Here is a 21804-nt window from a genome sequence, read left to right as displayed (position 1 = left end):
CGAACCGTCCGACAGCCCCAGAGTAGTCGAACAACCCCCGCTCCACGGCTTGCGTGCTATTTAGAGAGGATTGACAGTCCGCTTTCGAACAATCACTCTGGGTGACGACGGAGGGGGACGTCTTGATTCAGATACTGATAGCCGAGCACCTGCCCTTGGTCCGCCGCGGACTGCTCGCCACCCTGGAGGCCGAGCCCGATCTGCGCGTCGTCGCCGAGGTCGGCTGCCCCGAGGAGGCGGTGCGGGCGGCGCTGGCGTGCGGTCCTGACGTGGCGGTCGTCGACCTCGACCTGCCGGGGCTGCCGGTGGCCGTCCAGCTCGCCGAGCAGGCGCCGCGGTGCGGGGTGCTGATGCTGTCGGCCCGTCCCAACCCCGGGCAGGTGCGCAAGGCGCTGGCCGGGCCCACGCTGGGGTTCATGAGCCTGTGCGTACGGCCGGAGCGCCTCGCCGAAGGAGTGCGCCAGGTCGCGCAGGGCCGCCGGGCCATCGAGGCGGAGCTGGCCGTGGCCGCGTTCCAATGCGCGACCAACCCGCTGACCCGGCGGGAGCTCGACGTGCTGCGGATCGCCGCGGGCGGCGCGCGTTCCACGGAGATCGCCGATCAGCTCTTCCTGTCGGTGGGCACTGTGCGTAACCATCTGTCGCGGATCATGTGCAAGACGGGCGCCCGCAACCGTCTCGACGCCGTACGCATCGCGAGCGACTCCGGGTGGATCTGAGACGGGTCCGGAGGAGCCGCGCCGCTCCGCCGGGCCCGAACCCCTAGAGGATCTCAGCACGGCGAGGACGCTGCCAGTGAGCACGATCACGACCGCCCCGTGTGAAACGTCACCGGGCGGAACCGGCCTAAGGCCGCCAGATCAGCACCAGCGCGCAGTCGTCGTTGTGCCCCGAGGCCATGGCGTTGACCAGGGCCCTGGCGCCGTCGCGGAAGCCGGACGGCAGCAGCCGCTCCGCCTCCCCCAGCAGCCGGTCGAGCCCGGCGTCGATGTCGCGGCCCGGCTGCTCGATCAGCCCGTCGGTGTAGAGCAGCAGCGCGTCGCCTTTGCGCAGGGTGCCGCTGTCGGGCTCGCAGTGCAGGTCGGGGACCACGCCGAGCACCACGCCCTTGGCCGAGGCCACCTGCCAGTTTCCGGTGCCCGCGTCGAACTTCACCACCGGCGGATGGCCGGCCGAGGTGATCGTGTAGTCGCCGGTGTCGAGGTCGAGGCGTACGTGCACCGCCGTCACGAAGCCCTCGTCGCCCCGCTGCCGGTGCAGGTAGGTGTTGCACGCGGGCAGGAAGTCCTCGACCGAGCCGAGCAGCCCGCCGAACGTCCCCGACAGCAGCAGCGCCCTGGTGCCCGCGTCGACTCCCTTGCCTGAAACGTCGACCAGCGCGATCTCGACGGAGTTGCCGTCGCGCATGGAGACCAGGAAGTCACCGCCGAACGAGGATCCGCCCGCCTGCTTGAGGACGACCTTGCCGCCCCAGTCTTTGGGCAGCGCGGGCAGCTCGCCCTGGCTCTTGAGCCGGTCGCGCAGCTCCAGCAGCATCGCGTCGCCGCGCAGCCCCTGGACGCCCAGCTTGCCCCTGGTGCGCGCCATCAGCACGGCCAGCACAGTGGTGAACCCGATCGTCACCATGAGCCCCAGGCCGACGCGGCCCACGCCCAGCGTGATCGCGATGTAGCCGAGCGCGACCCCGACCCCCACCAGCAGCTTGACCAGGCTGCGCAGCCGGAGCTGGAGCCCGCCGATCAGGGTGACCAGGATGAGCAGCGACGGCGAGAAGAATTCGGTCGACACCTTCGCCGCCAGGAACCCGATGACGAGCGCGAGCGTGGTCAGCGCGACGAGGAGGTTGCGTTCGCGGGCCAGCGGGCCACGCCGGAAGAACCGCACGGCAGCCACCAGAAACGGCACCCGCACCAAGACCGCGCGGACCCGTGGCGGGATCAGCGGCGCCGGACGGGTACTCATGATGCGCCTGACTGTATCGGTCTGACCCGTGTTTGGGCAGCCCACTTGACCAAGGCCTTGATCATTAAGCACGTATATTGGGTGGCCGTCCCCCTTTGCCCGCTCCTACCGTGGACAGATGACGTATCCGATCCGTCCGATTGACGAGTCCGAGTGGCCGGTCTACTTCCCGGTCCTCGAAGAAGCGTTCGGCTGGACTCCGCACCCCGAGCAACAGGAACGGTTCAAGGCGGAGACCGAGTTCGATCGCACACTGGCGGCCTTTGACGGCGACGTCATCGCAGGCACCACCGCCGTCCTCAGCTTCACCATGACCGTCCCGGGCGGCCGGCTCCCCGTCGCGGGCGTGACGAGCGTCAGCGTCCTCCCCTCGCACCGCCGCCGCGGCATCCTGTCCGCGCTCATGCGCAGGCAGCTCGCCGACATCCGCGAGCGCGGCGAGAGCGTCGCCGCGCTCTACGCCTCCGAGGCCGTCATCTATGGCCGGTACGGTTACGGCAGGGCCTCGCACGAGCTGTCGTTCCGCATCAACAAGACCGGCTCGGCGTTCGTCAAGAACGCTCCCGCGGACCCGTCGCTCAGGATCAGGGTGGCCAAGCCCGCCGACGTCCGCGCCGATCTGGAGCGGGTGTTCGCCTCCGTCGCGACCCGGCGGCCGGGCCGCTATGACCGTCAGCCGCACAACTGGGACGCGGTGCTGGCCGACGAGGAGTTCGACCAGCGCGGCAACGGGCCGCTGCGCTCGGTGCTCGCCGAGGACGACGGCGGCGTGCGCGGCTACGCGCTGTTCCGCATCAAGGGGTCCTGGGACGCCAACGGCATCCCCGACGGGGAGCTGAAGCTGCACGAGTTGGAGGCGACCGACCCGGCGGCCTACGCCCTGCTCTGGCGCAACCTCCTGGATCGCGACCTCATCTCCAAGGTCGAGGCGGGCGGCAGGCCGGTGGACGACCCGCTGATCGCGCTGATCGCCGACCAGCGCCAGCTCCGCGCGACCTGGGCGGACGAGCTGTGGGTACGCGTGGTCGAGGTCGACAAGGCGCTGACCTCGCGCGCCTACTCGGCGCCGGTGGACGTGGTGATCGAGGTCGAGGACGACGTGTGCCCGTGGAACGCCGGGCGCTGGCGGCTGACCGCCGACCAGACCGGCGCCGAGTGCAAGCAGGTCGAGGACGAGCCGGACGTGACGCTGCCGGTGGCCGCGCTCGGCTCGGCGTACCTGGGCGACGGCCTGCTCGTGGAGTCGCTGGAGGCGGGCGTGCTGCGCGAGCACTCGAGCGGCTCGGTACGGGCGCTGGCCACGGCGATGTCATGGAGCCCGAAACCGTGGTGCGGCCTCGTCTTCTGATGATCCTGACGTAGGGTCGAGGGCATGGCATTGCAAAGCCTGCAGATCACCGCGACCATCGCCATGCGCGCCCGCGACGTGTCGAAACCGTCGAAGGAGCAGCAGGAGGCCGCCGACCGGCGGCCTCTGCGCGACGAGATGCCCAGGCGCGACGCCAAGCGCAAGGGCTGAGGGCTAGGGCAGCGAGGGCAGCTGGCCGATCGTCTCGTACGTGGTCAGCTGCGCGATGCGCCTGCTGTGGCGCTCGCTGCCGGAGAACACCGTGCCCAGGAAGACCTCCACGAACCGGGTGGCGTCCTCGGTGGAGTGCATGCGCGCGCCGACGCTGACCACGTTGGCGTTGTTGTGCTCGCGGGCGAGGCTGGCCGTCTCCTCGCTCCAGGCCAGGGCGGCGCGGATGCCGCGCACCTTGTTGGCGGCGATCTGCTCGCCGTTGCCGGAGCCTCCGATGACCACCCCCAGGCTGCCGGGGTCGCCCGCGACGCCCTCGGCGGCGCGCAGCACGAACGCGGGATAGTCGTCCTCGGCGTCGTAGACGAAGGGACCGCAGTCGGTGACCTCGTGACCGTGGTCCTTCAGCCAGGACACGAGGTGGTTCTTGAGCTCATAGCCGGCATGGTCGGCACCGATGTAGACACGCACCCGCCCAGTCTTCCACAGCCCCCGCGGATGAGCCTCGCTGGCTAGAGTAAGGACCTCTACCGTTGTCCAGTCCTTACGAAAGTAGATGCCCATGCGTGAGATCCGCGTCATCGGCGATCCGGTCCTGCGCACGCCCGCCGATCCCGTGACGGATTTCGACCGCGAGCTGCGCCGGTTGATCGACGAGATGTTCCAGGCGATGTACGCGGTCAACGGCGTGGGCCTGGCCGGCCCGCAGATCGGCGTGTCGCGCCGGCTGTTCGTGTACGACATCGCCGGGCGCAAGGGTCACGTGATCAACCCGGTGCTGACCGTCGACGACCCGGAGGAGGTGACGGACGAGGAGGGCTGCCTGTCCGTGCCCGACCGGCAGACACGGCTGCCGATCTACGCCCCGGTGGGACGCGCCGCGGGGGTGACCGTCGAGGGGATCGACAGGCTCCAGCGGCCGGTACGGATCAAGGCGCGCGGGTCGCTCGCGCGCTGCTTCCAGCACGAGACCGAGCACCTCGACGGCAGGCTGTACGTCGATCGCCTGCCGCGAAACGAAGCTCGCAAGATCATGCTCAGAGCATAGGTTGGCCACATGAGCACACTTTCCGGCAAAGGCGCATTGGTCACAGGGGGATCCAGGGGCATCGGGAAGGCCATCGTGGAGCGGCTGACCGCCGAGGGAGCGGAGGTGGTCTTCTGCTACGAGCGCTCGGTGGAGGCCGCCGAGCAGGTCGCCAAGGAGACGGGCGCGCACGCCGTACAGGCGGATCTGGGCAGCAAGGAGGATCTGGCGCGGCTGTTCGGCGAGGCCGAGTCGCGGCTGCCCGGGCTCGACATCCTGGTCAACAACGCCGTCGCCATCCTCGGGCAGAAGCCCATGGCGCAGATCACGGACGAGGAGTACGAGCGGGTGTTCGCGGTCAACACCCGGGCCGTCTACCTGGCCATGCAGTGGGCCGCGCGGGTGATGCGCGACGGCGGGCGCATCGTCAACATCTCCACGCTCAACACCCAGGTGCCCGCTCCCGCCCTGACGCTCTACTGCGGCAGCAAGGGGGCCGTCGAGCAGTTCGCCAAGGTGGCGGCGCGGGAGCTCGGCGGGCGCGGGATCACCGTCAACGTGGTCTCGTCCGGCGCCACCGACACCGACCTGCTGCGGGGCACCAACCCGCCAGGGGCGCTGGAGCAGACCGCGGCGATGACGGCACTGCAACGGCTCGGGCAGCCCGACGACATCGCCTCCGTGGTGGCCTTCCTGGCCGGCCCGGACTCGCGCTGGATCACCGGCCAGAACCTCGTCGCCACGGGCGGCCTCCTCATCTGACCCACCGGCGCCGCCCTCCCCCAAGGGGCGGCGCCCCACACCGACGCCGCACCCGGTGCGGCGCAGGGCCGGGTGGGCGTTACAGCTGCATGGCCTTGGTCTCCAGGTATTCCTCCAGGCCGTGCTCCCCCAGCTCCCGCCCCACCCCCGACTGCTTGTAGCCGCCGAAGGGCGCCAGCGGGTTGAAGCGGCCGCCGTTGATGGCGACCTGGCCCGTGCGCAGCCGCCGGGCGACGGCGATGGCGCGGTCCTCGGTGGCCGCCCAGACCGCTCCGGCCAGCCCGTACTTCGTGTCGTTGGCGATCGCGACGGCCTTGTCCTCGCTCGTGTACGGGATCAGCGACAGCACCGGCCCGAAGATCTCCTCCTGCTCGATCGTCATCCCCGGCTCCACCCCCGCGAACACGGTGGGCTCCACGTAGTAGCCCCGATCGAGGGGCCGCTCGGTGCCGCCGGCCACCAGCCGGGCTCCTTCCTCCTGGCCCCGGTTGATGTAGCGGACCACGCGGTCGCGCTGGGTGGCGGAGACCAGCGGGCCGATCCTGGTGGACTCGTCGAAGGGGTCGCCGACGGTGTAGCCGCGGGCCGCCTGGACGGCCAGGCGGACGGCCTCGTCGTACTGGTCGCGGTGGACGATCATCCGGGTCCACGCCGAGCAGGTCTGGCCGGCGTTGACGAAGCAGTTGGCGACGCCGACCTTGACGGCCAGCGCCAGATCGGCGTCGGGGAGGATGATGTTCGCCGACTTGCCCCCGAGCTCGAGCGCGACCCGCTTGACGGACTCGGCGGCGAGCGCGGCCACCCTGCGCCCGGCGGCGGTCGAGCCGGTGAAGGAGACCATGTCCACCTCGGGGTGGGCGGCCATGGCCTCGCCGACGACCGGGCCGCGCCCGCTGACCAGGTTGAACACGCCCGGCGGCAGGCCGACCTCGGCGAAGATCTCCGCCAGCGCGTACGCCGCCAGCGGGGCCACCTCGCTCGGCTTGAGCACCACGGTGCAGCCGGCGGCCAGCGCGGGGGCCACCTTGCAGACGATCTGGTGCAGCGGGTAGTTCCACGGCGTGATCGCGGCGACCACCCCGATGGGCTCCTTGACCACCATCGAGTTGCCCACGCGCGACTCGCGGGGGTGGGTCTCGGCCATCTGCGCGTAGGAGGACAGCACGGTCGCCGGCATGAGCGTCTGCACCTTGCGCGCGAAGCCCAGCGGCGCCCCCATGTCGGTGGCGATCGTCTTGGCGATCTCCTCGGAGCGCTGTTTCAGCAGCTCGGCGGCGTCACCGAGCAGCTTGCCACGCTCCGAGGCGGCCGTTTCGGACCAGCCGGGGAATGCCTTCCGGGCGGCGCCCGCGGCCGCCTCGACGTCGTCGGGAGACCCCGCGGGCACCCGGTCGATGATCTCTTCCGTGGCCGGGTTGACGACGTCGATGGACTCGTCCGACGCAGAAGCGGTCCAGGAGCCGCCGATGTACAGCTGACGCATAGCCACCATCCTGTCAGGAGCTCAGGTGGCGGTGAGAGGCTTGCCCTGATGCGGGGATAAGTCTTCTACACCGCAAGCAGCGTTCTTCCGTCAGCGTACGATGATTGACCCCGGGAGAATGAGAGGGTTAGTCGAATTCGGGGCGCTTGGTCCGGCTGCGCTTCAGCTCGAAGAAGTCCTCGAAGGACGTGACGGCGAGCACGCCGTCCCAGAGGCGGCCCGCGTCCTCGCCCCTGATGATCTTGGTGATCACGGGCCCGAAGAAGGCGTTGGCGCCGACCCGGATGACCGGGGTGCCGACCTCCTGGCCGACGAGGTCGATGCCCTCGTTGTGGGAGGTGGTGATGGCCTCGTCCCATTCGTCGGAGTCGATGGCCTCGATGAGCTCCTTCTCGAGCCCCGCGCTCTCCAGCGCGCTCTCGATGACCTCGCGCAGGCGCTCAGGCTCCCTGCCCAGGCCCTGGTTGTGCAGGCGGGTGCCGAGCTCGGTGTAGAGCGGGCCGAGGATCTGCTCGCCGTGCTTGGCGGCCGCGGCGGCGACCACCCGGACGGTACCCCTGGCCCGCTCGGTCGACTTGCGGTACTCGTCCGAGATGTCCTTGTCCACGTTGAGGACATAGAGGGACATGATGCGCCAGCGAGGCTCGATGGGACGGACCTTCTCGACTTCGAGAAGCCATCGTGACGTGACCCATGCGAAGGGACAGGCAGGATCGAACCACAGATCCACGGGAATCTTTTCGCTCATGTGGACCCGTAACCTGAGGTGGATCGAGTCCTATTCCCAGCGTGGCACGATACCGACAAACTTCGATGAAGTGGTGAAAAGGAGCGCAACTTGGCAGGCAATCTGACCCGGGACGAGGCTCGTGAGCGCGCCCGGTTGCTGAAGGTCGAGTCGTACAAGGTCGCACTCGACCTGACCGAGGGGGAGGAGCGCTTCGAGAGCGTCACGACGGTCCGTTTCAGCAGCGCCCGGCCAGGCGCCTCCACCTTCATCGACCTGCACGGCGCCCATGTGCGCAAGGTGACACTCAACGGCGAGGACCTCGACGTCTCCGCCTACGACGAGGAGAAGGGCCGCTTCCCGCTCCCGTCGCTGGCCGAGTCCAACGAGCTGCGCGTGGACGCCGACTGCAGCTACATGCGCACCGGCGAGGGCCTCCACCGCTTCGTCGACCCGGTGGACAAGCAGGTCTACCTGCACAGCCAGTTCGAGACGGCGGACGCGCACCGCATGTACGCCTGTTTCGACCAGCCCGACCTCAAGGCCACGTTCCAGCTCACCGTGCTGGCCCCGGCCGACTGGGAGGTCGTCTCCAACGCGGCCGCCTCGGCGGTCGAGGAGCTGCCGGAGCAGGGCGGCAAGCACGGGGCGGTGGCCCCGGCCAGGCGGTGGGAGTTCCCGCCCACGGCGGCCATGTCGACGTACATCACCGCGCTGGTGGCGGGGCCCTACCACAAGGTGACCTCGGAGCACGACGGCATCCCGCTGGGGATCTACTGCCGGGCCTCGCTGGCCGAGCACCTCGACCCCGACAACATCCTCGAGGTCACCCGGCAGGGCTTCGACTTCTTCCACAAGGTGTTCGGGGTGCGTTACCCGTTCGGGAAGTACGACCAGTGCTTCGTGCCCGAGTTCAACGCGGGCGCCATGGAGAACGCGGGCTGCGTGACGTTCCTGGAGGACTACGTCTTCCGCTCCCGCGTCACCGACGCGGTGGTCGAGCGGCGCGCCGAGACGATCCTGCACGAGATGGCGCACATGTGGTTCGGCGACCTGGTCACCATGCGCTGGTGGGACGACCTGTGGCTGAACGAGTCGTTCGCCACCTACATGTCCGTCCTGGCCCAGGCCGAGGCCACTCGGTGGGGCAAGGGCGCGTGGACCACGTTCGCGAACGTCGAGAAGGCCTGGGCCTACCGCCAGGACCAGCTCCCCTCGACCCACCCCATCGCCGCGGACATCCCGGACATGCAGGCGGTCGAGGTCAACTTCGACGGCATCACGTACGCCAAGGGCGCCTCGGTGCTCAAGCAGCTCGTGGCCTACGTCGGCCTGGACAACTTCCTGGCCGGCGTGCGCGACTACTTCGCCGAGCACGCCTGGGGCAACACCGAGCTGAAGGACCTGCTCAACGCCCTGGAGCGGACCTCGGGCCGCGACCTGTCGTCCTGGTCGAAGGAGTGGCTGGAGACGTCCTGGGTCAACACGCTGCGGCCCTCGTTCGAGGTGTCCGACGGGCGGTTCACCAGCTTCGAGGTGCTGCAGGAGGCGCCCGCGGAGCACCCGACGCTGCGTTCGCACCGGGTCGCGGTCGGCCTCTACTCGCTGGTGGACGGCGAGCTGAAGCGGACCAAGCGGGTCGAGCTGGACGTGGTCGGCCCCCGCACCAGCGTGGCCCAGCTGGTCGGCGAGGAGCAGCCCGACCTGGTGCTGCTCAACGACGACGACCTCACCTACGCCAAGATCCGCCTCGACGACCGCTCGATGCGGACGCTGGTCGAGGGCGGCATCGCGGCGTTCACCGAGTCGCTGCCCCGGGCCCTGTGCTGGTCGGCGGCCTGGGACATGACCCGTGACGGCGAGATGGCCACGCGCGACTACGTCAGGCTGGTCGTCTCGGGCGCCGGCACGCTCAAGGACATCACGGTCCTGCAGGCGGTGCTGCGCCAGGCGCGCATGGCCGTCCAGCAGTACGCCGACCCGGCCTGGCAGGCCGAGGGCCTGGCGCTGCTGGCCGCGGAGCTGCGCGAGCAGCTCGGCCAGGCCGCGCCGGGATCCGACCACCAGCTCGCGTTCCTGCAGGCGTTCGGGCCGGTGGCCACCTCCGACGCGGACCTCGACCTGCTGCAGCGCATCCTCGACGGCTCCGAGGTGCCCGAGGGCCTGAGCGTGGACGCCGACCTGCGCTGGTCGCTCGTGCACGCGCTGGTCACCGGCGGCCGGCTGGGCGAGGCCGACATCGACGCCGAGCTGGAGCGGGACCCTACGGCGACGGGTGAGCGGTCCGCGGCGCTGTGCCGGGCCGCGATCCCGACGGCCGAGGCCAAGGCCGCCGCCTGGGAGCGGGTCGTGGGCGGCAAGCTGGCCAACCACATCGCGCGTACGACGATCTCCGGGTTCCAGGACCCGCACCACCCCGAGCTGCTGGCTCCGTACCGGGAGAAGTACTTCGCCGAGGTGGGGCGGATCTACCGGGAGTGGACGTTCGACCAGGCGTCGACGTTCGCGGTGGGGTGCTTCCCCGCGCTGCTCATCGAGCCGGAGACGGTGCGGGCCGCGCAGGACTACCTGGAGGCCGAGCAGCCGCCGCAGGCGCTGCGGCGGCTGATCCTGGAGGGCGCCGACGGCGTCAGCCGGGCGCTGCGCAACCGGGAGAAGGACGCCGCGTCCGCCTGACGCGCCGCTTCACAGAGGACCCCCGCCGCGGGCGGGGGTCCTCTCGTGTTTCCGGGGGTTGACAGGCACGCGAACCAAGAGGGATATTTCGGGACTAACTTTACTTCTAAAGAAAGTCCCCTCATCGCATGGTAAGCACCGATCGCGGAGACCTCACCCGGACGGCGATCCTCGCCCTGCTGGGCACGGTCGGGCCGCTCAGCCGCAGCGAGATCGCGCGCCGGCTCGACCTCAGCCCGGCCACCGTCACGCAGCTCACGCGAGAGCTCATGGGGCACGGGATGCTCGAGGAGCTCGACCTGAAGCCGTCGCGCGGCGGGCGGCCCGCCGTGCGGCTGGGGCTGGTCGGGAGTGCGGGGCGGGCGCTGGGCGTCAAGGTGACGGCCGACCACCTGGTGCTCGTCGACGTGCGGCTCGACGGGGAGGTGCTGGGCTCGTGGGAGCGGCCGTTCGACCCGTCCGCGCCCGACGCGCTCGACTCGCTGGCCGGGGCGATCACGTCCGTGGTGTCGGAGAGCTCGGCCGATGAGCGGACGCCGCCGCTGCTCGGGATCGGGGTCGGGGTGCCGGGCAGCGTGGACGACCAGGCGGCCGGGACGGTGAACGCGCCCACGCTCGGGTGGCAGGCCATGGCGGTGGGCGACTGGCTGCGGCGGCGGCTCGAACTGCCGGTGCTGGTGGAGAACGACGTGAACGCGCTGGCGGCGGCCGAGCGGCTGTACGGGCGGGGGCGTACGCACCGGGACTTCCTCGTGGTGACGATCGGGCGCGGCGTGGGCGCGGCGATCGTGGCGGACGGGCGGGTGTACCGGGGGGCGCGGGGCGGCGCGGGCGAGTTCGGCCACCTGCCGGTGGACCCCGGCGGGCCGGTGTGCGGATGCGGGGCCCGGGGCTGCCTGGAGGCGTACGTCGGCGCCGCGGGCCTGCTCGCCGCGGCCCGGGCCAAGGACGTCCAGCTCGATCTGCCGGCGCTCGGGCGGGCCGCCGCCGGGGGTGACGCGGGGGCGCGGGAGGTGTTCGCCGAGGCCGGGGCCATCCTGGGGCGGGCCACCGCCGGGCTCATCAACGTCGTCGACCCGGAGGTCGTGGTGGTGCTCGGCGAGGGGACGGCCGACTGGCCGCTCTGGCGGGCGAGCTTCGACGCGGCGCTCAGGGCGCAGCTCTACCCGGGCCGGCGCGACATCTCCGTCGAGGTGGAGAGCTGGGACGACACGAGTTGGGCGCAGGGCGCGGCGGCCCTGGTGCTGGCCACTCCGTTCGACGCGGCGGGGGCGGCGGGCGAGCAGGGCCGCCTGGTGCGGGCCCGCCTGATCGGGGCGACGCCGTGACCCTCACCCCCGCCCCGCCCAGGAAGGGCTGGCGGTACGGGGTCACCGTCGCCGTGTTCCTGCTCCCCAGCCTGGTCCCCCTGACCCTCTACACGCTCATTCCGATGCTGGGCTCGTTCTGGACGAGCCTGCACGAATGGGACCTCATCACCGACATGCGCTGGGTCGGCCTGGACAACTACGCCGAGCTGATCGGGGACCCCGAGACCCGGGCGGCCTTCCTGCACACGCTCTCCTTCATCGCCGGCTACCTGCCGCTCGTCTACGCCGGCGGGCTGGGCCTGGCCGTGCTGCTGAACCGGGCGATGCGGGGCCGGAGCCTGCTGCGCGGCATCTACTTCCTGCCGGTGATCACGAGCTGGGTGGTCGTCGCGCTGATGTGGAAGTGGCTGCTCAACCCCGCCAGCGGCATCGTCAACTGGGCGCTCGGCCTGCTCGGGATCAGCGGACCCGGCTGGTGGACCGACCCGGACTGGGCGATGCCGTCGATCATCCTGGCCTCGGCCTGGAAGGACCTGGGCTTCGTGATGATCATCCTGCTGGCCGGGCTGCAGGCGATCCCGCGCGAGTACCAGGAGGCCGCCATGGTGGACGGCGCGTCGGCCTGGCGCAGGTTCCGGCACATCACGCTGCCGTTGTTGTCGCCCTCGACGTTCTTCGTGATCGTGATCTCGCTGATCAACGGCTTCCAGGTCTTCGACCAGGTCAAGATCATGACCGGCGGCGGTCCCGGGGGCGCGACGCAGGTGGTGGTGTCGCAGATCTACGACCTCACCTTCAGGTACGGCAGGGCGGGCGCGGCCTCGGCGCTGTCATGGCTGCTCTTCGCCGTGGTGCTGCTGGTGACCATCGTGCAGATCCGGGGCCAGAGGCGGTGGGTGACCTATGGGTAGGGTCCTGCGCTACCTGCTGGTCGGCCTGGGTGCGCTGGTCATGTTGTTCCCGTTCGCGTGGGCGGTGATCACGTCCGTCACGCCGGGTGACGCGGTGCTGGCCGTGCCGCCCGACTTCACGCCCGAGGGCGCGAGCCTCGACGCGTACGGCAAGCTGCTGGAGACGTTGCCGTTCTGGCGCATCGTGCTCAACAGCGCCTGGATCGGCGCCGCCTCCACCGCGCTGCAGCTCGTCACGAGCGCGATGGCGGCCTACGCGTTCGCCCGGCTGCCGTTCCCCGGCAGGGGCGCGCTGTTCGCGGTCTATCTCGCGACGCTGATGATGCCGCTGCCGGTGCTGGTCGTGCCGCTGTTCATCGAGATGCGTACGTTCAACCTGGTCGACACGTACTTCGCGCTGCTCGCGCCGACGATCGCCTCGGCGTTCGGGGTGTTCCTGCTGCGGCAGGCGGTCAACCAGGTGCCGCGGGAGTTCGACGAGGCGGCGGTGCTGGACGGCGCCGGACATTTCAGGATCTTTCTGCACGTGGTGCTGCCGCTGATCCGCCCGGCGCTGGCCACGTTCGCCATCTTCGGCTTCATGGCCAGCTGGAACAGCTACCTCTGGCCGCTGATCATCATCAAGTCGCCCGAGTTCATGACCCTCCCCCTGGGCCTGGCCACGCTGCACGGCCAGTTCACCACCGAGTGGGACGTGGTCATGGCGGGCTCGGTGATCAGCGTCGTACCGATCCTCATCCTCTACGTCTTCGCGCAGAAGCACGTCATCGCCAGCGTCGCGCAGAGCGGGCTCAAGTAAAGGAATCCCCCCATGTCCAGACATTTCCTCATCATCGCGGCGGCCACGGCGCTGCTCGCCTCCGCCTGCTCCCAGGGTTCGGCCACGAAGGCCACGACCGGCGCGGACGGCAGGGTGACCCTGCGGTACTTCACCTTCTCGGCGGCCCCCGACCACGTCAAAGACCTGGACAAGATCGAGAAGGCCTTCGAGAAGGAGAACCCGAAGGTGGACGTGGTCGTCGAGACCGCACCCTTCGACGAGTACTTCACCAAGCTCCAGACCAGCATCGCGGGCGGCACCGCGCCGGACACGTTCGAGCTCAACTACGAGAACTTCGTCACCTACGCCAGCGCCGGATCCCTGCTCGACCTCGGCGGCGTGGCGGGCGACGGCGACACCTCGGTCTACGCCCAGGAGTCGCTCAACGCGTTCAAGCGCGACGGCAAGCAGTACGCCCTGCCCGCGTCGTTCTCGACGGTCGTGCTCTTCTTCAACAAGGACCTGTTCGAGAAGGCGGGGGTCGCCCTGCCGACGGCGGACTGGACGTGGGCCGACGAGCAGGCCGCGGCCGCGAAGCTGACGGACCGGAAGAAGGGCGTGTACGGCGACTTCCAGCCGGTGCAGTTCTTCGAGTTCTACAAGACGCTCAAGCAGGCGGGCGGCGAGTTCCTGTCGGCCGACGGGAAGAAGGCGGCCTTCGACAGCCCGCAGGGCGTCAGGGCGGCGCAGTGGCTGGTCTCCAAGGTGGGCAAGACCATGCCGACCGAGACGGAGATCGGCGGCACCGCCGACTACGACACGAACCTCTTCAAGTCCGGCAAGCTCGCCATGTGGCACAACGGCATCTGGCAGTTCGCTGGGCTGAAGGACGTGCCGTTCGAGTGGGACGTGGTCGTCGAGCCCGGTGACGCCGCCAAGGCCAGCGCGGTCTTCCACAACGCGGTGGCCGCTTCCGCCACCACGAAGCACTCCAAGGAGGCGTGGGCGTGGGCCCGCTTCCTGTCCTCGTCGGACACCGCGGCCACCACGCGCGTCGAGTCCTCCTGGGAGCTGCCGCCGGTCGCCGACCAGCAGGTGCTCGCCGGCTACCTCAAGGACCCGAAGCCGGCCAACCGGCAGGCCGTCTTCGACTCGCTCAAGTCCATCGCTCTGCCGCCGGTCATCAAGCGGCAGCAGGAGATGCAGGACGCGGTGACCAAGCAGCTCGGCGAGGCCGCGGCCGGGCGCAAGCCGGTGCCGGACGCGCTCAAGGCCGCCGCCGCCGACGTGAACGCCCTGCTCGGCTGATCATTAGGAGAGTTCTCGTTGTCCCTCGTCGCGCACAGCCTCGACGTGATCAAGAGGTTGCAGTCCCCCACCGGGGCCTATCCGGCCTCGCCCACCTTCTCCGCCTACCGCGGCTACTCGTGGCTGCGGGACGGGGCGTTCATCGCCGAGGGGGTGAGCAGGCACGGCGACGTGGCCGGGGCGGACGCCTTCCACGCCTGGTGCGCCCGCACGGTCGCCGACCGGGCGGGCCAGGTGGACTCGCTGGTCTCGCGGGCCGCCCGGGGCGAGGCCGTACCGGTCGCCGAGATGTTGCCGACCCGCTTCACCCTCGACGGGGTGGACGGGGACGACGACTGGTGGGACTTCCAGCTCGACGGGTACGGGACGTGGCTCTGGGCGCTGCGCGAGCACTCCGCGCGGCACGGCAGGGCGGTCCCCGGCGTCGAGAAGGGGGTCAGGGCGACCGTCCGGTACCTGACGGCGTTCTGGCACCTGCCCTGCTACGACTGGTGGGAGGAGCACGTCGAGCAGCGGCACGTGGCCACGCTCGGCGCGATCCACGCCAGCCTGCGGGCCGCCGCCGCGCTCGGCGTGCTGAGCGCGGCCGAGGAGGCGTCGGCCGCCGAGGCGGTCGAGGGCATCACGGCGCTGGTGGAGCGCGACGGCCTCACCCGGGAGGGGTCCGGCCCGCCGCGGCTGCGGAAGTGGCTCGGCGGCGACGCCGTGGACGCCAGCCTGCTCGCGTGCGTGGAGCCGTTCGGCCTCTACCCGGCCGCGCACCCGGTCGGGGCGGCCACGGTCGCCGAGGTGGAGCGCGTGCTCGCCAGGGACGGCGGGGTCTACCGCTACCTCGCCGACACCTTCTACGGCGGCGGCCGGTGGGTGCTGCTGGCCGGTTTCCTCGGCTGGAACCACGCCAGGGCGGGACGCCTTGCCGAGGCCAGGGGCTACCTGGACTGGATGGCCGCCCAGGCCGCGCCCGGCGGTGACCTGCCCGAGCAGGTGTCCGACCTGCTGCTGGCGCCCGGGCGGCGGCAGGAGTGGCTCGACCGCTGGGGGCCCGTGGCCACGCCGCTGCTGTGGTCGCACGGCATGTATCTGATCCTCGCCGACGAGTTGGGAGTACACGCATGATCCGGCATCGGCCGCACGGCTCCGGGCACCCGTACGCCGAGACCGAGGACCAGCGCGTCCCGGCCAGGCCCGTGGACGGCGAGCCGGTGGAGCTGCGGGTACGGGCCTCGGCGAACGTGGCCGCCGTGGTGTGCGAGTGGGCCGCCGACGGCGCGCCGCCGATCGAGCTGCCCCTGACCAGGCGCGACGCCGGTGCGGGGCCCGGCTCGGGCGTGGACGGCGGGCATCTCGCCGCAGCCCAGGCCCGGGCCACGCGGGCCGCCGCCGGTTCGTGGGCCGTGCGGACACCCGCGCTGCGGGCCGGGCACCGCTACGCCTACCGCTTCCGCGCCACGACCGCCGACGGCGGAACCCGTACCGGCAGGTGGTTCGAGGTGTCGGCGGCGAGCTGGTCGGACGCCGGCGGGAAGCTCGACGTCACCGGCGCCGACCGGATCGTGCCGGGGAGCGTGCGGTGGCTGTCGGACGGCGACGGGCCGCTGCGGGTGCGCTTCGAGCTGGAACTGGGGCCGGAGGAGCACGTCGTGGGGTTCGGCGAGCGGTTCGACGCCGTGGACCAGCGCGGACGCGAGCTCGACGCGGTCGTCTTCGAGCAGTACAAGTCGCAGGGGCGGCACGGCCGCACCTACCTGCCGATGCCGTTCGCGATGGTCGTCGGCGAGGGGGCGAGCTGGGGCTGGCACGTGCGGACCTCGCGGCGCACCTGGTACGACGTGGGGGCCTCCACGCCCGGCCGGGTGCGGGTGGAGGCCGAGGTGGGCCGGGACGGCGAGCTGGGCGTGCGCTTCCACGACGGCGCCGCGCCCGCCGACGTCCTGCGCGGCTTCCTCGACGACGTCGGGCGGCCCACGGAGCTGCCGCCGTGGGTGTTCCGGCTGTGGGCCAGCGGCAACGAGTGGAACACGCAGGAGCGGGTGCTGGCCGAGATGGACCGGCACCGCGAGCACGGCATCCCCGTCGGCGCGCTGGTCATCGAGGCGTGGAGCGACGAGAGCACCTTCACGGCGTTCAGAGGCGCCGAGTACGAGCCCTCGGAGGAGCCGCACCGCCTGGCCGACTACACCTTCCCGCCCGACGGGCCCTGGCCCGACCCCAAGGGCATGGTGGACGAGCTGCACCGCAGGGACATCAAGGTGCTGCTCTGGCAGATCCCGCTGCAGAAGACGCGCCCCCACCCGAGGCACCAGGCCGCCGTGGACGCCGGGCAGCTCGTCGAGCGCGGCTACGGCGTGCGCGAGCCCGACGGCCGCCCCTACCGCAACCGGGGCTGGTGGTTCCCGCTCGCGCTCATGCCCGACCTGTCCTCCCAGGAGGTACGCGACTGGTGGACGGCCAAGCGCCGCTACCTGGTCGAGGAGGTGGGCGTCGACGGGTTCAAGACGGACGGCGGCGAGCACGCCTGGGGCCACGACCTGCGCTACGCCGACGGGCGCGACGGCGCGGAGGGCAACGGGCTGTTCCCCGTCCACTACGCCCGGGCCTTCGGCGACCTGCTGCGGTCGTGCGGCAAGGCGCCCGTGACGTTCAGCCGCGCCGGGTTCGCCGGGTCGCAGCCGCACGGCGCGTTCTGGGCCGGGGACGAGGACTCCACGTGGGAGGCGTTCAGGTCGTCGATCAGGGCCGGGATCACGGCCTCCGCCTGTGGGATCGTCTACTGGGGCTGGGACCTGGCCGGCTTCTCCGGCGAGGTGCCGGAGGCGGAGCTGTACCTGCGGGCGGCGGGGGCGGCGGCCTTCATGCCGATCATGCAGTACCACTCGGAGTTCAACCACCACCGCACGCCCCTCAGGGATCGCACGCCGTGGAACGTCGCCGCCCGGACCGGGGACGAGCGGGTGGTCCCGGTGTTCCGGCGGCTGGCCGAGCTGCGCGAGCGGCTGGTGCCGTACCTGGTGGAGCAGGCCCGTACGGCGGTCGGCGGCGGCGCGCCGCTCATGCGCGGCCTGTTCTTCGACCATCCGCGCGACCCGAGGATCTGGCGCCACCCCCTGCAGTACAAGCTCGGGGACGCGCTCCTGGTGGCTCCCGTGACCGAACCCGGTATTTCGGAAATTTCGGTCTACCTTCCGGACGGCGACTGGGTCGACGTCTGGACCGGGCGTGACCTGGCGGGCGGCCGGGAGGTGACGCTGCCCGCCGGCCTCGATCGCCCGCCCGTCACCTGCGCGAAGGAGCACTGGACACGCCTCGCGGGAGTGTTCACCGACTTGCCGAAAGCACACCTGACACGATGTTAGCCTCGGGTACGTGCTAGGGGCCGGGACCACTCTCAATGATCGCTACGTGCTCGCCGGCCGCCTCGGCGGCGGTGGCATGGGCGAGGTGTGGCGTGCCGACGACACGGTTCTCGGGCGCGCGGTGGCAGTCAAGGTGCTCATGCCCGCCTTGTCGGAAAGCCCGGCCTTCACCCAGCGCTTCCAGAACGAGGCCCGCGCCATGGCCACGCTCCGGCATCCCGGCGTGGTCGACGTCTACGACTACGGCATCTGCGAGGTCGAGGGCCGCCAGGTCAGCTTCCTGGTGATGGAATACGTGCGCGGCGAGTCGCTCGACCGCGTCCTGCGGCGCGGCCCGCTCGGCGCCGAGGCCACCATGCGGCTGATCGCGGAGGTCGGCGACGCGCTGGCCGCCGCGCACGCGCAGGGCATCGTCCACCGCGACGTCAAGCCGGCCAACCTGATGATCAGGACCGACGGCGGAGTGGTGCTGACCGACTTCGGCATCGCCCACTCGGCCTCGGCCGGCCATCTGACGGCCACGGGCACGATGCTCTGCTCGGCCGGCTACTGCGCCCCCGAGCTGGCCACGGCCAGCGACGTGACGCCGTCGGTCGACGTCTACGCCCTGGGCGTGGTGGCGTACGAGTGCCTGACGGGAGAGCTCCCGTTCCAGGGCGACACACCCGTACAGATCATCTTCAAGCACCTCAACGCCCCCATCCCGCAGCTGCCCGACGACGTGCCCCCGGGGCCGCGCCAGGTGGTGGCGCGGGCGCTGGAGAAGACGCCCGACCGGCGCTGGCCGTCGGCCGCGGCGCTGGCGGAGGCCGCGCGCAAGGCGATGGACGCCCCGGACCGGCCGCTCGCGCCGCGCCGCAACCGCACGCTGCGGGCGGCGCTCACCGCCGCCGCCGCGGTGATCGTCTCCGGGGTGGTGGCGGGATCCGTCTGGCTGCGCCCGGCGGGCCCGGCCACCACCGTCGAGGAGGTGCCGCCCACCGTGGACGCCACCTCGGTCACCGCCGCCCCGCCGTCGCCGAGCGCCAGGAAGCCGTCCACGCCCCCGGCCAGGCGCGCGCCGACCCCCAAGCCGACGGCGACCGGCAGCGTGACGCACGTGCCGAGCCCCAGCGTCTCGGTCTCCGCCACCCCGACCGTGACGCCCACCCCCACGCCGACCACCTCGGAGCCCGAGCCCACGGCGGAGCCGACCACGGCCGGTCCGGAGGAGCCCCCGACCGCCGATCCCACGATCAGCCACTCTTCCGGCGAGATCCAGTGCATCCGCTCTCCGTGCCCGGGATGACGGCTTTTTTCGTGTCCTCAGCCACTCGTCGATCGTGAGAGAGTCATCGGGTGGAATCGACTCGTGACCTGCTCGTCGCCCTGGCCCGCCGCTATGCCTTCGCCGACCTCGGCGCGCTCGCGCCGGCCGCGGAGATCGCCGAGGTCTGCGAGTTCGGTCACCGGTTGCTCTCACTCGACGCCGAGGACTTCGCGGCCGAGGCCAAGGGCGTCCCGGCCGACCTGCGGCGGCGCGCACGGGCCTGCCACATGCCGCAGACGCCGCGCGAGCAGCCGCGCGGGGCGCTCGAGTCGCTGCGGCCCGCCTACGGCCTGCTGCTCGAGGTGATCGCCGTACGGTGGCACCGGCGCGAGCTGAGCCCGATGATCGCCGCGGTCCACATCGCCAGCGAATACCTGCCGCTGCTGGCCTTCGAGCCCCAGCTCGGCCACGCCGGCGACCCGGCCCGCTGGCCCGACGGGCTGAGCGCGCCGGGCAGCCGCTTCGGCGTGATCGGCGACCGGGAGTGCGACCACACCAAGTCCGAGCAGTCCGCCACCAACCGGACGCTGCGGGTGTCGGTGGAGCCGGGCGAGGGCTGGCGCGCGTACTTCGACCGGCAGCACAGCCAGGTCGCCGGCGCGCTGGCCGTCTGCGTCGCCACCTGCCGCAACCCGTGCACGGCCATGGACTGGATCGCGCCCGAGCCGCGCGCCGACCTCCATGTCCGGGCCCGCACGGCGCTCACCTTCGCCGACACCCCCCTCGTCCGGCTGCGGCACGCGGCCCCGGTGGGGCACGGGTTCGGGGTGCCGTCGCCCGAGGAGGTGCTGGACGCGTGGGAGCGCAGCCGCGCCGCCCTCGACAAGAACCCCGTCGGGTCCGCGGCGATGAAGGACGACGGGTTCCCGCTGCCCGGGCTGCCCTCGCTGTTCTCGGCCGTCGCGGCCGCGCCGATCGAGCCCGCGACGCTGCTGAGCGGGGTCAGCGAGCACATCGTCGACCTGCTCCGACGTCTCTAGCGGCGGGCGGTGGCCTGCTCCCCGAGGGCGCCGATGCCGTAGAGGAGGCCGCCCACCAGGTCGCCCACGCTGAACGCCGTCGCCATCGACATCGCCGTGAGCCGGCAGGCGCCGTCCGTCAGCCGCCTGCGGGCGTTCTCCCCCGTCACGATCTCCAGCGCCCGGCCCTTCAGGTCGACGAGGAGCACCACGGCGTCGTCGGCCTCCTCGCCCAGGGCCGCGTGCAGGCGTTCGGCGAAGTGGCGGCGCGAGCCCACCGGATCCCCCAGGAACACCCCGAACCGCAGCCCGCTGCGCCGCTCGGCGGTGTGCAGGGCACGTCTGACGTCGTCGGCCTGTGCGGCGGTCAGTCCTCGCATCGTCACATCACCATCCCGCGGAGGCCCCGCCGAGGTGTCTGCCGGGCTCGGCTGTCTCGGCGGCGGCCACCCAGTCGTGCTCCGGAACGTCCGCCCAGTGCGCCACCCGGTCGGCCAGCACCAGGTCCGAGGTGCTGACCCCGCGCTCGCTCCTGGACGGGCCGCCCAGCCACACCGGGCCGGACTCCACCCGGCGCTGCGCGCTACGCCCCGGCAGCATGACCAGCAGGCTGATCACGATGAACAGCCCGAACGACACCCCGATGAGAAACAGCAGAATCTCGCCTGCGCTGTACACATCTTGAACGTAATCCCGATGCGGTCAGGGGGCCAGACCTCACCTGGGAGTGTCCACCAGGTAAGATCTTTTTTGAGACGACATCTCTAGAGAAGAACGTAGAACATACCCCGAAAACATGCGTGGAACACGATGAGCTGGGCCATAAAACTATGGACAGGGCAACACTAGGAATCGTTCCGATCTCCGAGCTACGGTGAGTTACGTGGACTCCGACATCCAGCGAGAAGACGGTCACAATGCGTCACCTATCTGGGTGAGCGACCGGCCAGAGAGCGAGCAGACCGCCGCCGCGAAGCCTTCGGCGCCCACCTCCACGTACGCGCCTGTCGAGCGCGCGTCCGTGCGCAGCCTGCTGCAGACACCGCACTTCCGCCGCCTGCGCAACCGCGCGCTGGTGGGGATCGCCGTCGCGGTGGTGGTGGGCTTCCTCGTGAGCGACTGGCGGCTGGGCGTGACCGCGGGTGTGATCGCGGCCGTCGCCGAGGCGGTCTATCGCCAGCGATCCCATTCGTCCGTGCCCGCCTGGCGGCGCACGTCCGTGGCGGAGCGCCGCACCGAGGCGCAGCTGCGCAAGCTCGAACGCAGCGGTTATCGCACGCTCCACGCCAGGGCGATCCCCAACAGCGAGGCCCAGATCGACCACCTCGTGGTGGGCCCGACCGGCGTGTACGCGGTCGACTCCGAGAAGTGGGACAAGCGGCTCCCTGTGCGGGTGCAGATGGGCAAGAAGCTCTTCCACGGCCCCTTCGACAAGAAGGCCCGCCTGACCGAGGCGAAGTGGGAGGCGTCGCAGGCCAGCGAGCTGATCACCAAGTCGTTCGGCCGCGAGGTCTCGGTCGTGCCCTCGCTCGCCATCTACGGCCCGCCCGTGCCATGGAAGATCATGACCATCCGCGGCGTGGACGTCTACCAGGGCGACCGCGCACGTAGATGGATCACCAAGCGGGAGCGGGCCCTGACCGACGGCGAGATCGACCGGATCTTCGACATCGCCGCCCAGGTGCTGCCGGCCCGCTACGGCGAAGACTAGGCCCCGGCCCGGGCATACCCGTTCGAT

Annotated in this window: 21 protein-coding genes; 15 read left to right on the top strand and 6 right to left on the bottom strand. The window is 71.2% G+C overall.

All coding sequences use genetic code 11. The annotated features are described in order from the left end of the window. Nucleotides 1-122: 122 nt before the first annotated feature. The gene (locus ACIBI9_RS48445; RefSeq protein ID WP_397233442.1) at nucleotides 123-719 is read left to right on the top strand and encodes a response regulator transcription factor; all 597 of its coding nucleotides are present in this window, start codon (nucleotides 123-125) and stop codon (nucleotides 717-719) included. A 127-nt stretch (nucleotides 720-846) separates the two neighbouring features. Here ACIBI9_RS48445 and ACIBI9_RS48440 read toward each other — a convergent pair whose 3' ends face one another. Then, complete coding sequence (locus ACIBI9_RS48440; RefSeq protein ID WP_397233440.1) at nucleotides 847-1962, bottom strand: PP2C family protein-serine/threonine phosphatase; 1116 nt, start codon at nucleotides 1960-1962, stop codon at nucleotides 847-849. Nucleotides 1963-2080: 118 nt separating this feature from the next. Between ACIBI9_RS48440 and ACIBI9_RS48435 the strand changes: the two genes are divergently transcribed. Beyond that, nucleotides 2081-3310, top strand: a complete 1230-nt coding sequence (locus ACIBI9_RS48435) for a GNAT family N-acetyltransferase (RefSeq protein ID WP_397233438.1) — start codon at nucleotides 2081-2083, stop codon at nucleotides 3308-3310. Between the two features lie 24 nt (nucleotides 3311-3334). Then, nucleotides 3335-3481, top strand: coding sequence for a hypothetical protein (locus ACIBI9_RS48430; RefSeq protein ID WP_394498025.1), 147 nt, complete (start codon nucleotides 3335-3337; stop codon nucleotides 3479-3481). Nucleotides 3482-3484: 3 nt separating this feature from the next. Here ACIBI9_RS48430 and ACIBI9_RS48425 read toward each other — a convergent pair whose 3' ends face one another. Next, on the bottom strand, nucleotides 3485-3952 hold the full coding sequence (locus ACIBI9_RS48425; protein ID WP_397233436.1) for a ribose-5-phosphate isomerase: 468 nt from the start codon (nucleotides 3950-3952) through the stop codon (nucleotides 3485-3487). 91 nt (nucleotides 3953-4043) lie between these two features. Here ACIBI9_RS48425 and def point away from each other — a divergent pair, with 91 nt between their 5' ends. Further along, nucleotides 4044-4529 (top strand): peptide deformylase, encoded by a 486-nt coding sequence (def, locus tag ACIBI9_RS48420; RefSeq protein WP_394498029.1) that lies wholly within the window; start codon nucleotides 4044-4046, stop codon nucleotides 4527-4529. 9 nt (nucleotides 4530-4538) lie between these two features. Then, a complete protein-coding gene (locus tag ACIBI9_RS48415; protein WP_397233434.1) occupies nucleotides 4539-5270 on the top strand; it encodes an SDR family oxidoreductase in 732 nt (243 codons plus the stop codon). 79 nt (nucleotides 5271-5349) lie between these two features. Here ACIBI9_RS48415 and ACIBI9_RS48410 read toward each other — a convergent pair whose 3' ends face one another. Together ACIBI9_RS48410 and ACIBI9_RS48405 are read right to left on the bottom strand one after the other, a co-directional pair. After that, on the bottom strand, nucleotides 5350-6753 hold the full coding sequence (locus tag ACIBI9_RS48410; RefSeq protein WP_397233432.1) for an aldehyde dehydrogenase family protein: 1404 nt from the start codon (nucleotides 6751-6753) through the stop codon (nucleotides 5350-5352). Between the two features lie 127 nt (nucleotides 6754-6880). After that, nucleotides 6881-7501 carry a disulfide bond formation protein DsbA gene (locus tag ACIBI9_RS48405; protein WP_397233430.1) on the bottom strand — a complete coding sequence of 207 codons (621 nt, stop codon included), beginning with the start codon at nucleotides 7499-7501 and terminating at the stop codon, nucleotides 6881-6883. 90 nt (nucleotides 7502-7591) lie between these two features. Here ACIBI9_RS48405 and pepN point away from each other — a divergent pair, with 90 nt between their 5' ends. From pepN to ACIBI9_RS48360, 9 genes are all read left to right on the top strand, one after another. Continuing rightward, nucleotides 7592-10156 (top strand): aminopeptidase N, encoded by a 2565-nt coding sequence (gene pepN, locus ACIBI9_RS48400; protein ID WP_397233428.1) that lies wholly within the window; start codon nucleotides 7592-7594, stop codon nucleotides 10154-10156. A gap of 128 nt (nucleotides 10157-10284) precedes the next feature. Then, nucleotides 10285-11484: an ROK family protein gene (locus ACIBI9_RS48395; protein ID WP_397233426.1), complete on the top strand. Its 1200-nt coding sequence runs from the start codon at nucleotides 10285-10287 to the stop codon at nucleotides 11482-11484. After that, on the top strand, nucleotides 11481-12377 hold the full coding sequence (locus ACIBI9_RS48390) for a carbohydrate ABC transporter permease (RefSeq protein WP_397233424.1): 897 nt from the start codon (nucleotides 11481-11483) through the stop codon (nucleotides 12375-12377). Before ACIBI9_RS48395 ends, ACIBI9_RS48390 begins: the two co-directional genes overlap by 4 nt. After that, a complete protein-coding gene (locus ACIBI9_RS48385; RefSeq protein ID WP_397233422.1) occupies nucleotides 12370-13176 on the top strand; it encodes a carbohydrate ABC transporter permease in 807 nt (268 codons plus the stop codon). Before ACIBI9_RS48390 ends, ACIBI9_RS48385 begins: the two co-directional genes overlap by 8 nt. Before the next feature lie 12 nt (nucleotides 13177-13188). Further along, nucleotides 13189-14445, top strand: a complete 1257-nt coding sequence (locus ACIBI9_RS48380) for an ABC transporter substrate-binding protein (protein ID WP_397233421.1) — start codon at nucleotides 13189-13191, stop codon at nucleotides 14443-14445. Between the two features lie 18 nt (nucleotides 14446-14463). Next, the gene (locus ACIBI9_RS48375; protein ID WP_397233419.1) at nucleotides 14464-15561 is read left to right on the top strand and encodes a glycoside hydrolase family 15 protein; all 1098 of its coding nucleotides are present in this window, start codon (nucleotides 14464-14466) and stop codon (nucleotides 15559-15561) included. After that, nucleotides 15558-17798: a TIM-barrel domain-containing protein gene (locus ACIBI9_RS48370; protein ID WP_397233417.1), complete on the top strand. Its 2241-nt coding sequence runs from the start codon at nucleotides 15558-15560 to the stop codon at nucleotides 17796-17798. Before ACIBI9_RS48375 ends, ACIBI9_RS48370 begins: the two co-directional genes overlap by 4 nt. A 10-nt stretch (nucleotides 17799-17808) precedes the next feature. Then, nucleotides 17809-19086: a protein kinase gene (locus ACIBI9_RS48365; protein WP_397233416.1), complete on the top strand. Its 1278-nt coding sequence runs from the start codon at nucleotides 17809-17811 to the stop codon at nucleotides 19084-19086. A 50-nt stretch (nucleotides 19087-19136) separates the two neighbouring features. Beyond that, on the top strand, nucleotides 19137-20087 hold the full coding sequence (locus tag ACIBI9_RS48360; protein ID WP_397233414.1) for a hypothetical protein: 951 nt from the start codon (nucleotides 19137-19139) through the stop codon (nucleotides 20085-20087). Here ACIBI9_RS48360 and ACIBI9_RS48355 read toward each other — a convergent pair. Both ACIBI9_RS48355 and ACIBI9_RS48350 read right to left on the bottom strand, forming a co-directional pair. Beyond that, a complete protein-coding gene (locus ACIBI9_RS48355) occupies nucleotides 20084-20446 on the bottom strand; it encodes a DUF5130 family protein (protein ID WP_394498055.1) in 363 nt (120 codons plus the stop codon). The two genes, ACIBI9_RS48360 and ACIBI9_RS48355, sit on opposite strands and share 4 nt — an antisense overlap. A 7-nt stretch (nucleotides 20447-20453) precedes the next feature. Further along, nucleotides 20454-20744, bottom strand: coding sequence for a hypothetical protein (locus tag ACIBI9_RS48350; protein WP_397233413.1), 291 nt, complete (start codon nucleotides 20742-20744; stop codon nucleotides 20454-20456). 256 nt (nucleotides 20745-21000) lie between these two features. Between ACIBI9_RS48350 and ACIBI9_RS48345 the strand changes: the two genes are divergently transcribed. After that, nucleotides 21001-21777 carry a nuclease-related domain-containing protein gene (locus tag ACIBI9_RS48345; RefSeq protein ID WP_397233411.1) on the top strand — a complete coding sequence of 259 codons (777 nt, stop codon included), beginning with the start codon at nucleotides 21001-21003 and terminating at the stop codon, nucleotides 21775-21777. The last annotated feature ends 27 nt before the right edge of the window (nucleotides 21778-21804 follow it).

It is taken from the genome of Nonomuraea sp. NPDC050451, from assembly GCF_044458585.1.
Note: the sequence above shows the minus strand (reverse complement) of the source record. Positions and strands in the feature narration are given on the sequence as shown.

Excerpts from the sequence above, each read along its gene's own strand:
- ACIBI9_RS48410 (WP_397233432.1), bottom strand. The coding sequence starts at position 6,753 with ATGCGTCAGCTGTACATCGGCGGCTCCTGGACCGCTTCTGCGTCGGAC.
- ACIBI9_RS48430 (WP_394498025.1), top strand. The coding sequence starts at position 3,335 with ATGGCATTGCAAAGCCTGCAGATCACCGCGACCATCGCCATGCGCGCC.
- ACIBI9_RS48440 (WP_397233440.1), bottom strand. The coding sequence starts at position 1,962 with ATGAGTACCCGTCCGGCGCCGCTGATCCCGCCACGGGTCCGCGCGGTC.
- def (WP_394498029.1), top strand. The coding sequence starts at position 4,044 with ATGCGTGAGATCCGCGTCATCGGCGATCCGGTCCTGCGCACGCCCGCC.
- ACIBI9_RS48370 (WP_397233417.1), top strand. The coding sequence starts at position 15,558 with ATGATCCGGCATCGGCCGCACGGCTCCGGGCACCCGTACGCCGAGACC.
- ACIBI9_RS48395 (WP_397233426.1), top strand. The coding sequence starts at position 10,285 with ATGGTAAGCACCGATCGCGGAGACCTCACCCGGACGGCGATCCTCGCC.
- ACIBI9_RS48405 (WP_397233430.1), bottom strand. The coding sequence starts at position 7,501 with ATGAGCGAAAAGATTCCCGTGGATCTGTGGTTCGATCCTGCCTGTCCC.
- ACIBI9_RS48415 (WP_397233434.1), top strand. The coding sequence starts at position 4,539 with ATGAGCACACTTTCCGGCAAAGGCGCATTGGTCACAGGGGGATCCAGG.
- ACIBI9_RS48385 (WP_397233422.1), top strand. The coding sequence starts at position 12,370 with ATGGGTAGGGTCCTGCGCTACCTGCTGGTCGGCCTGGGTGCGCTGGTC.
- ACIBI9_RS48355 (WP_394498055.1), bottom strand. The coding sequence starts at position 20,446 with ATGCGAGGACTGACCGCCGCACAGGCCGACGACGTCAGACGTGCCCTG.
- ACIBI9_RS48435 (WP_397233438.1), top strand. The coding sequence starts at position 2,081 with ATGACGTATCCGATCCGTCCGATTGACGAGTCCGAGTGGCCGGTCTAC.
- ACIBI9_RS48380 (WP_397233421.1), top strand. The coding sequence starts at position 13,189 with ATGTCCAGACATTTCCTCATCATCGCGGCGGCCACGGCGCTGCTCGCC.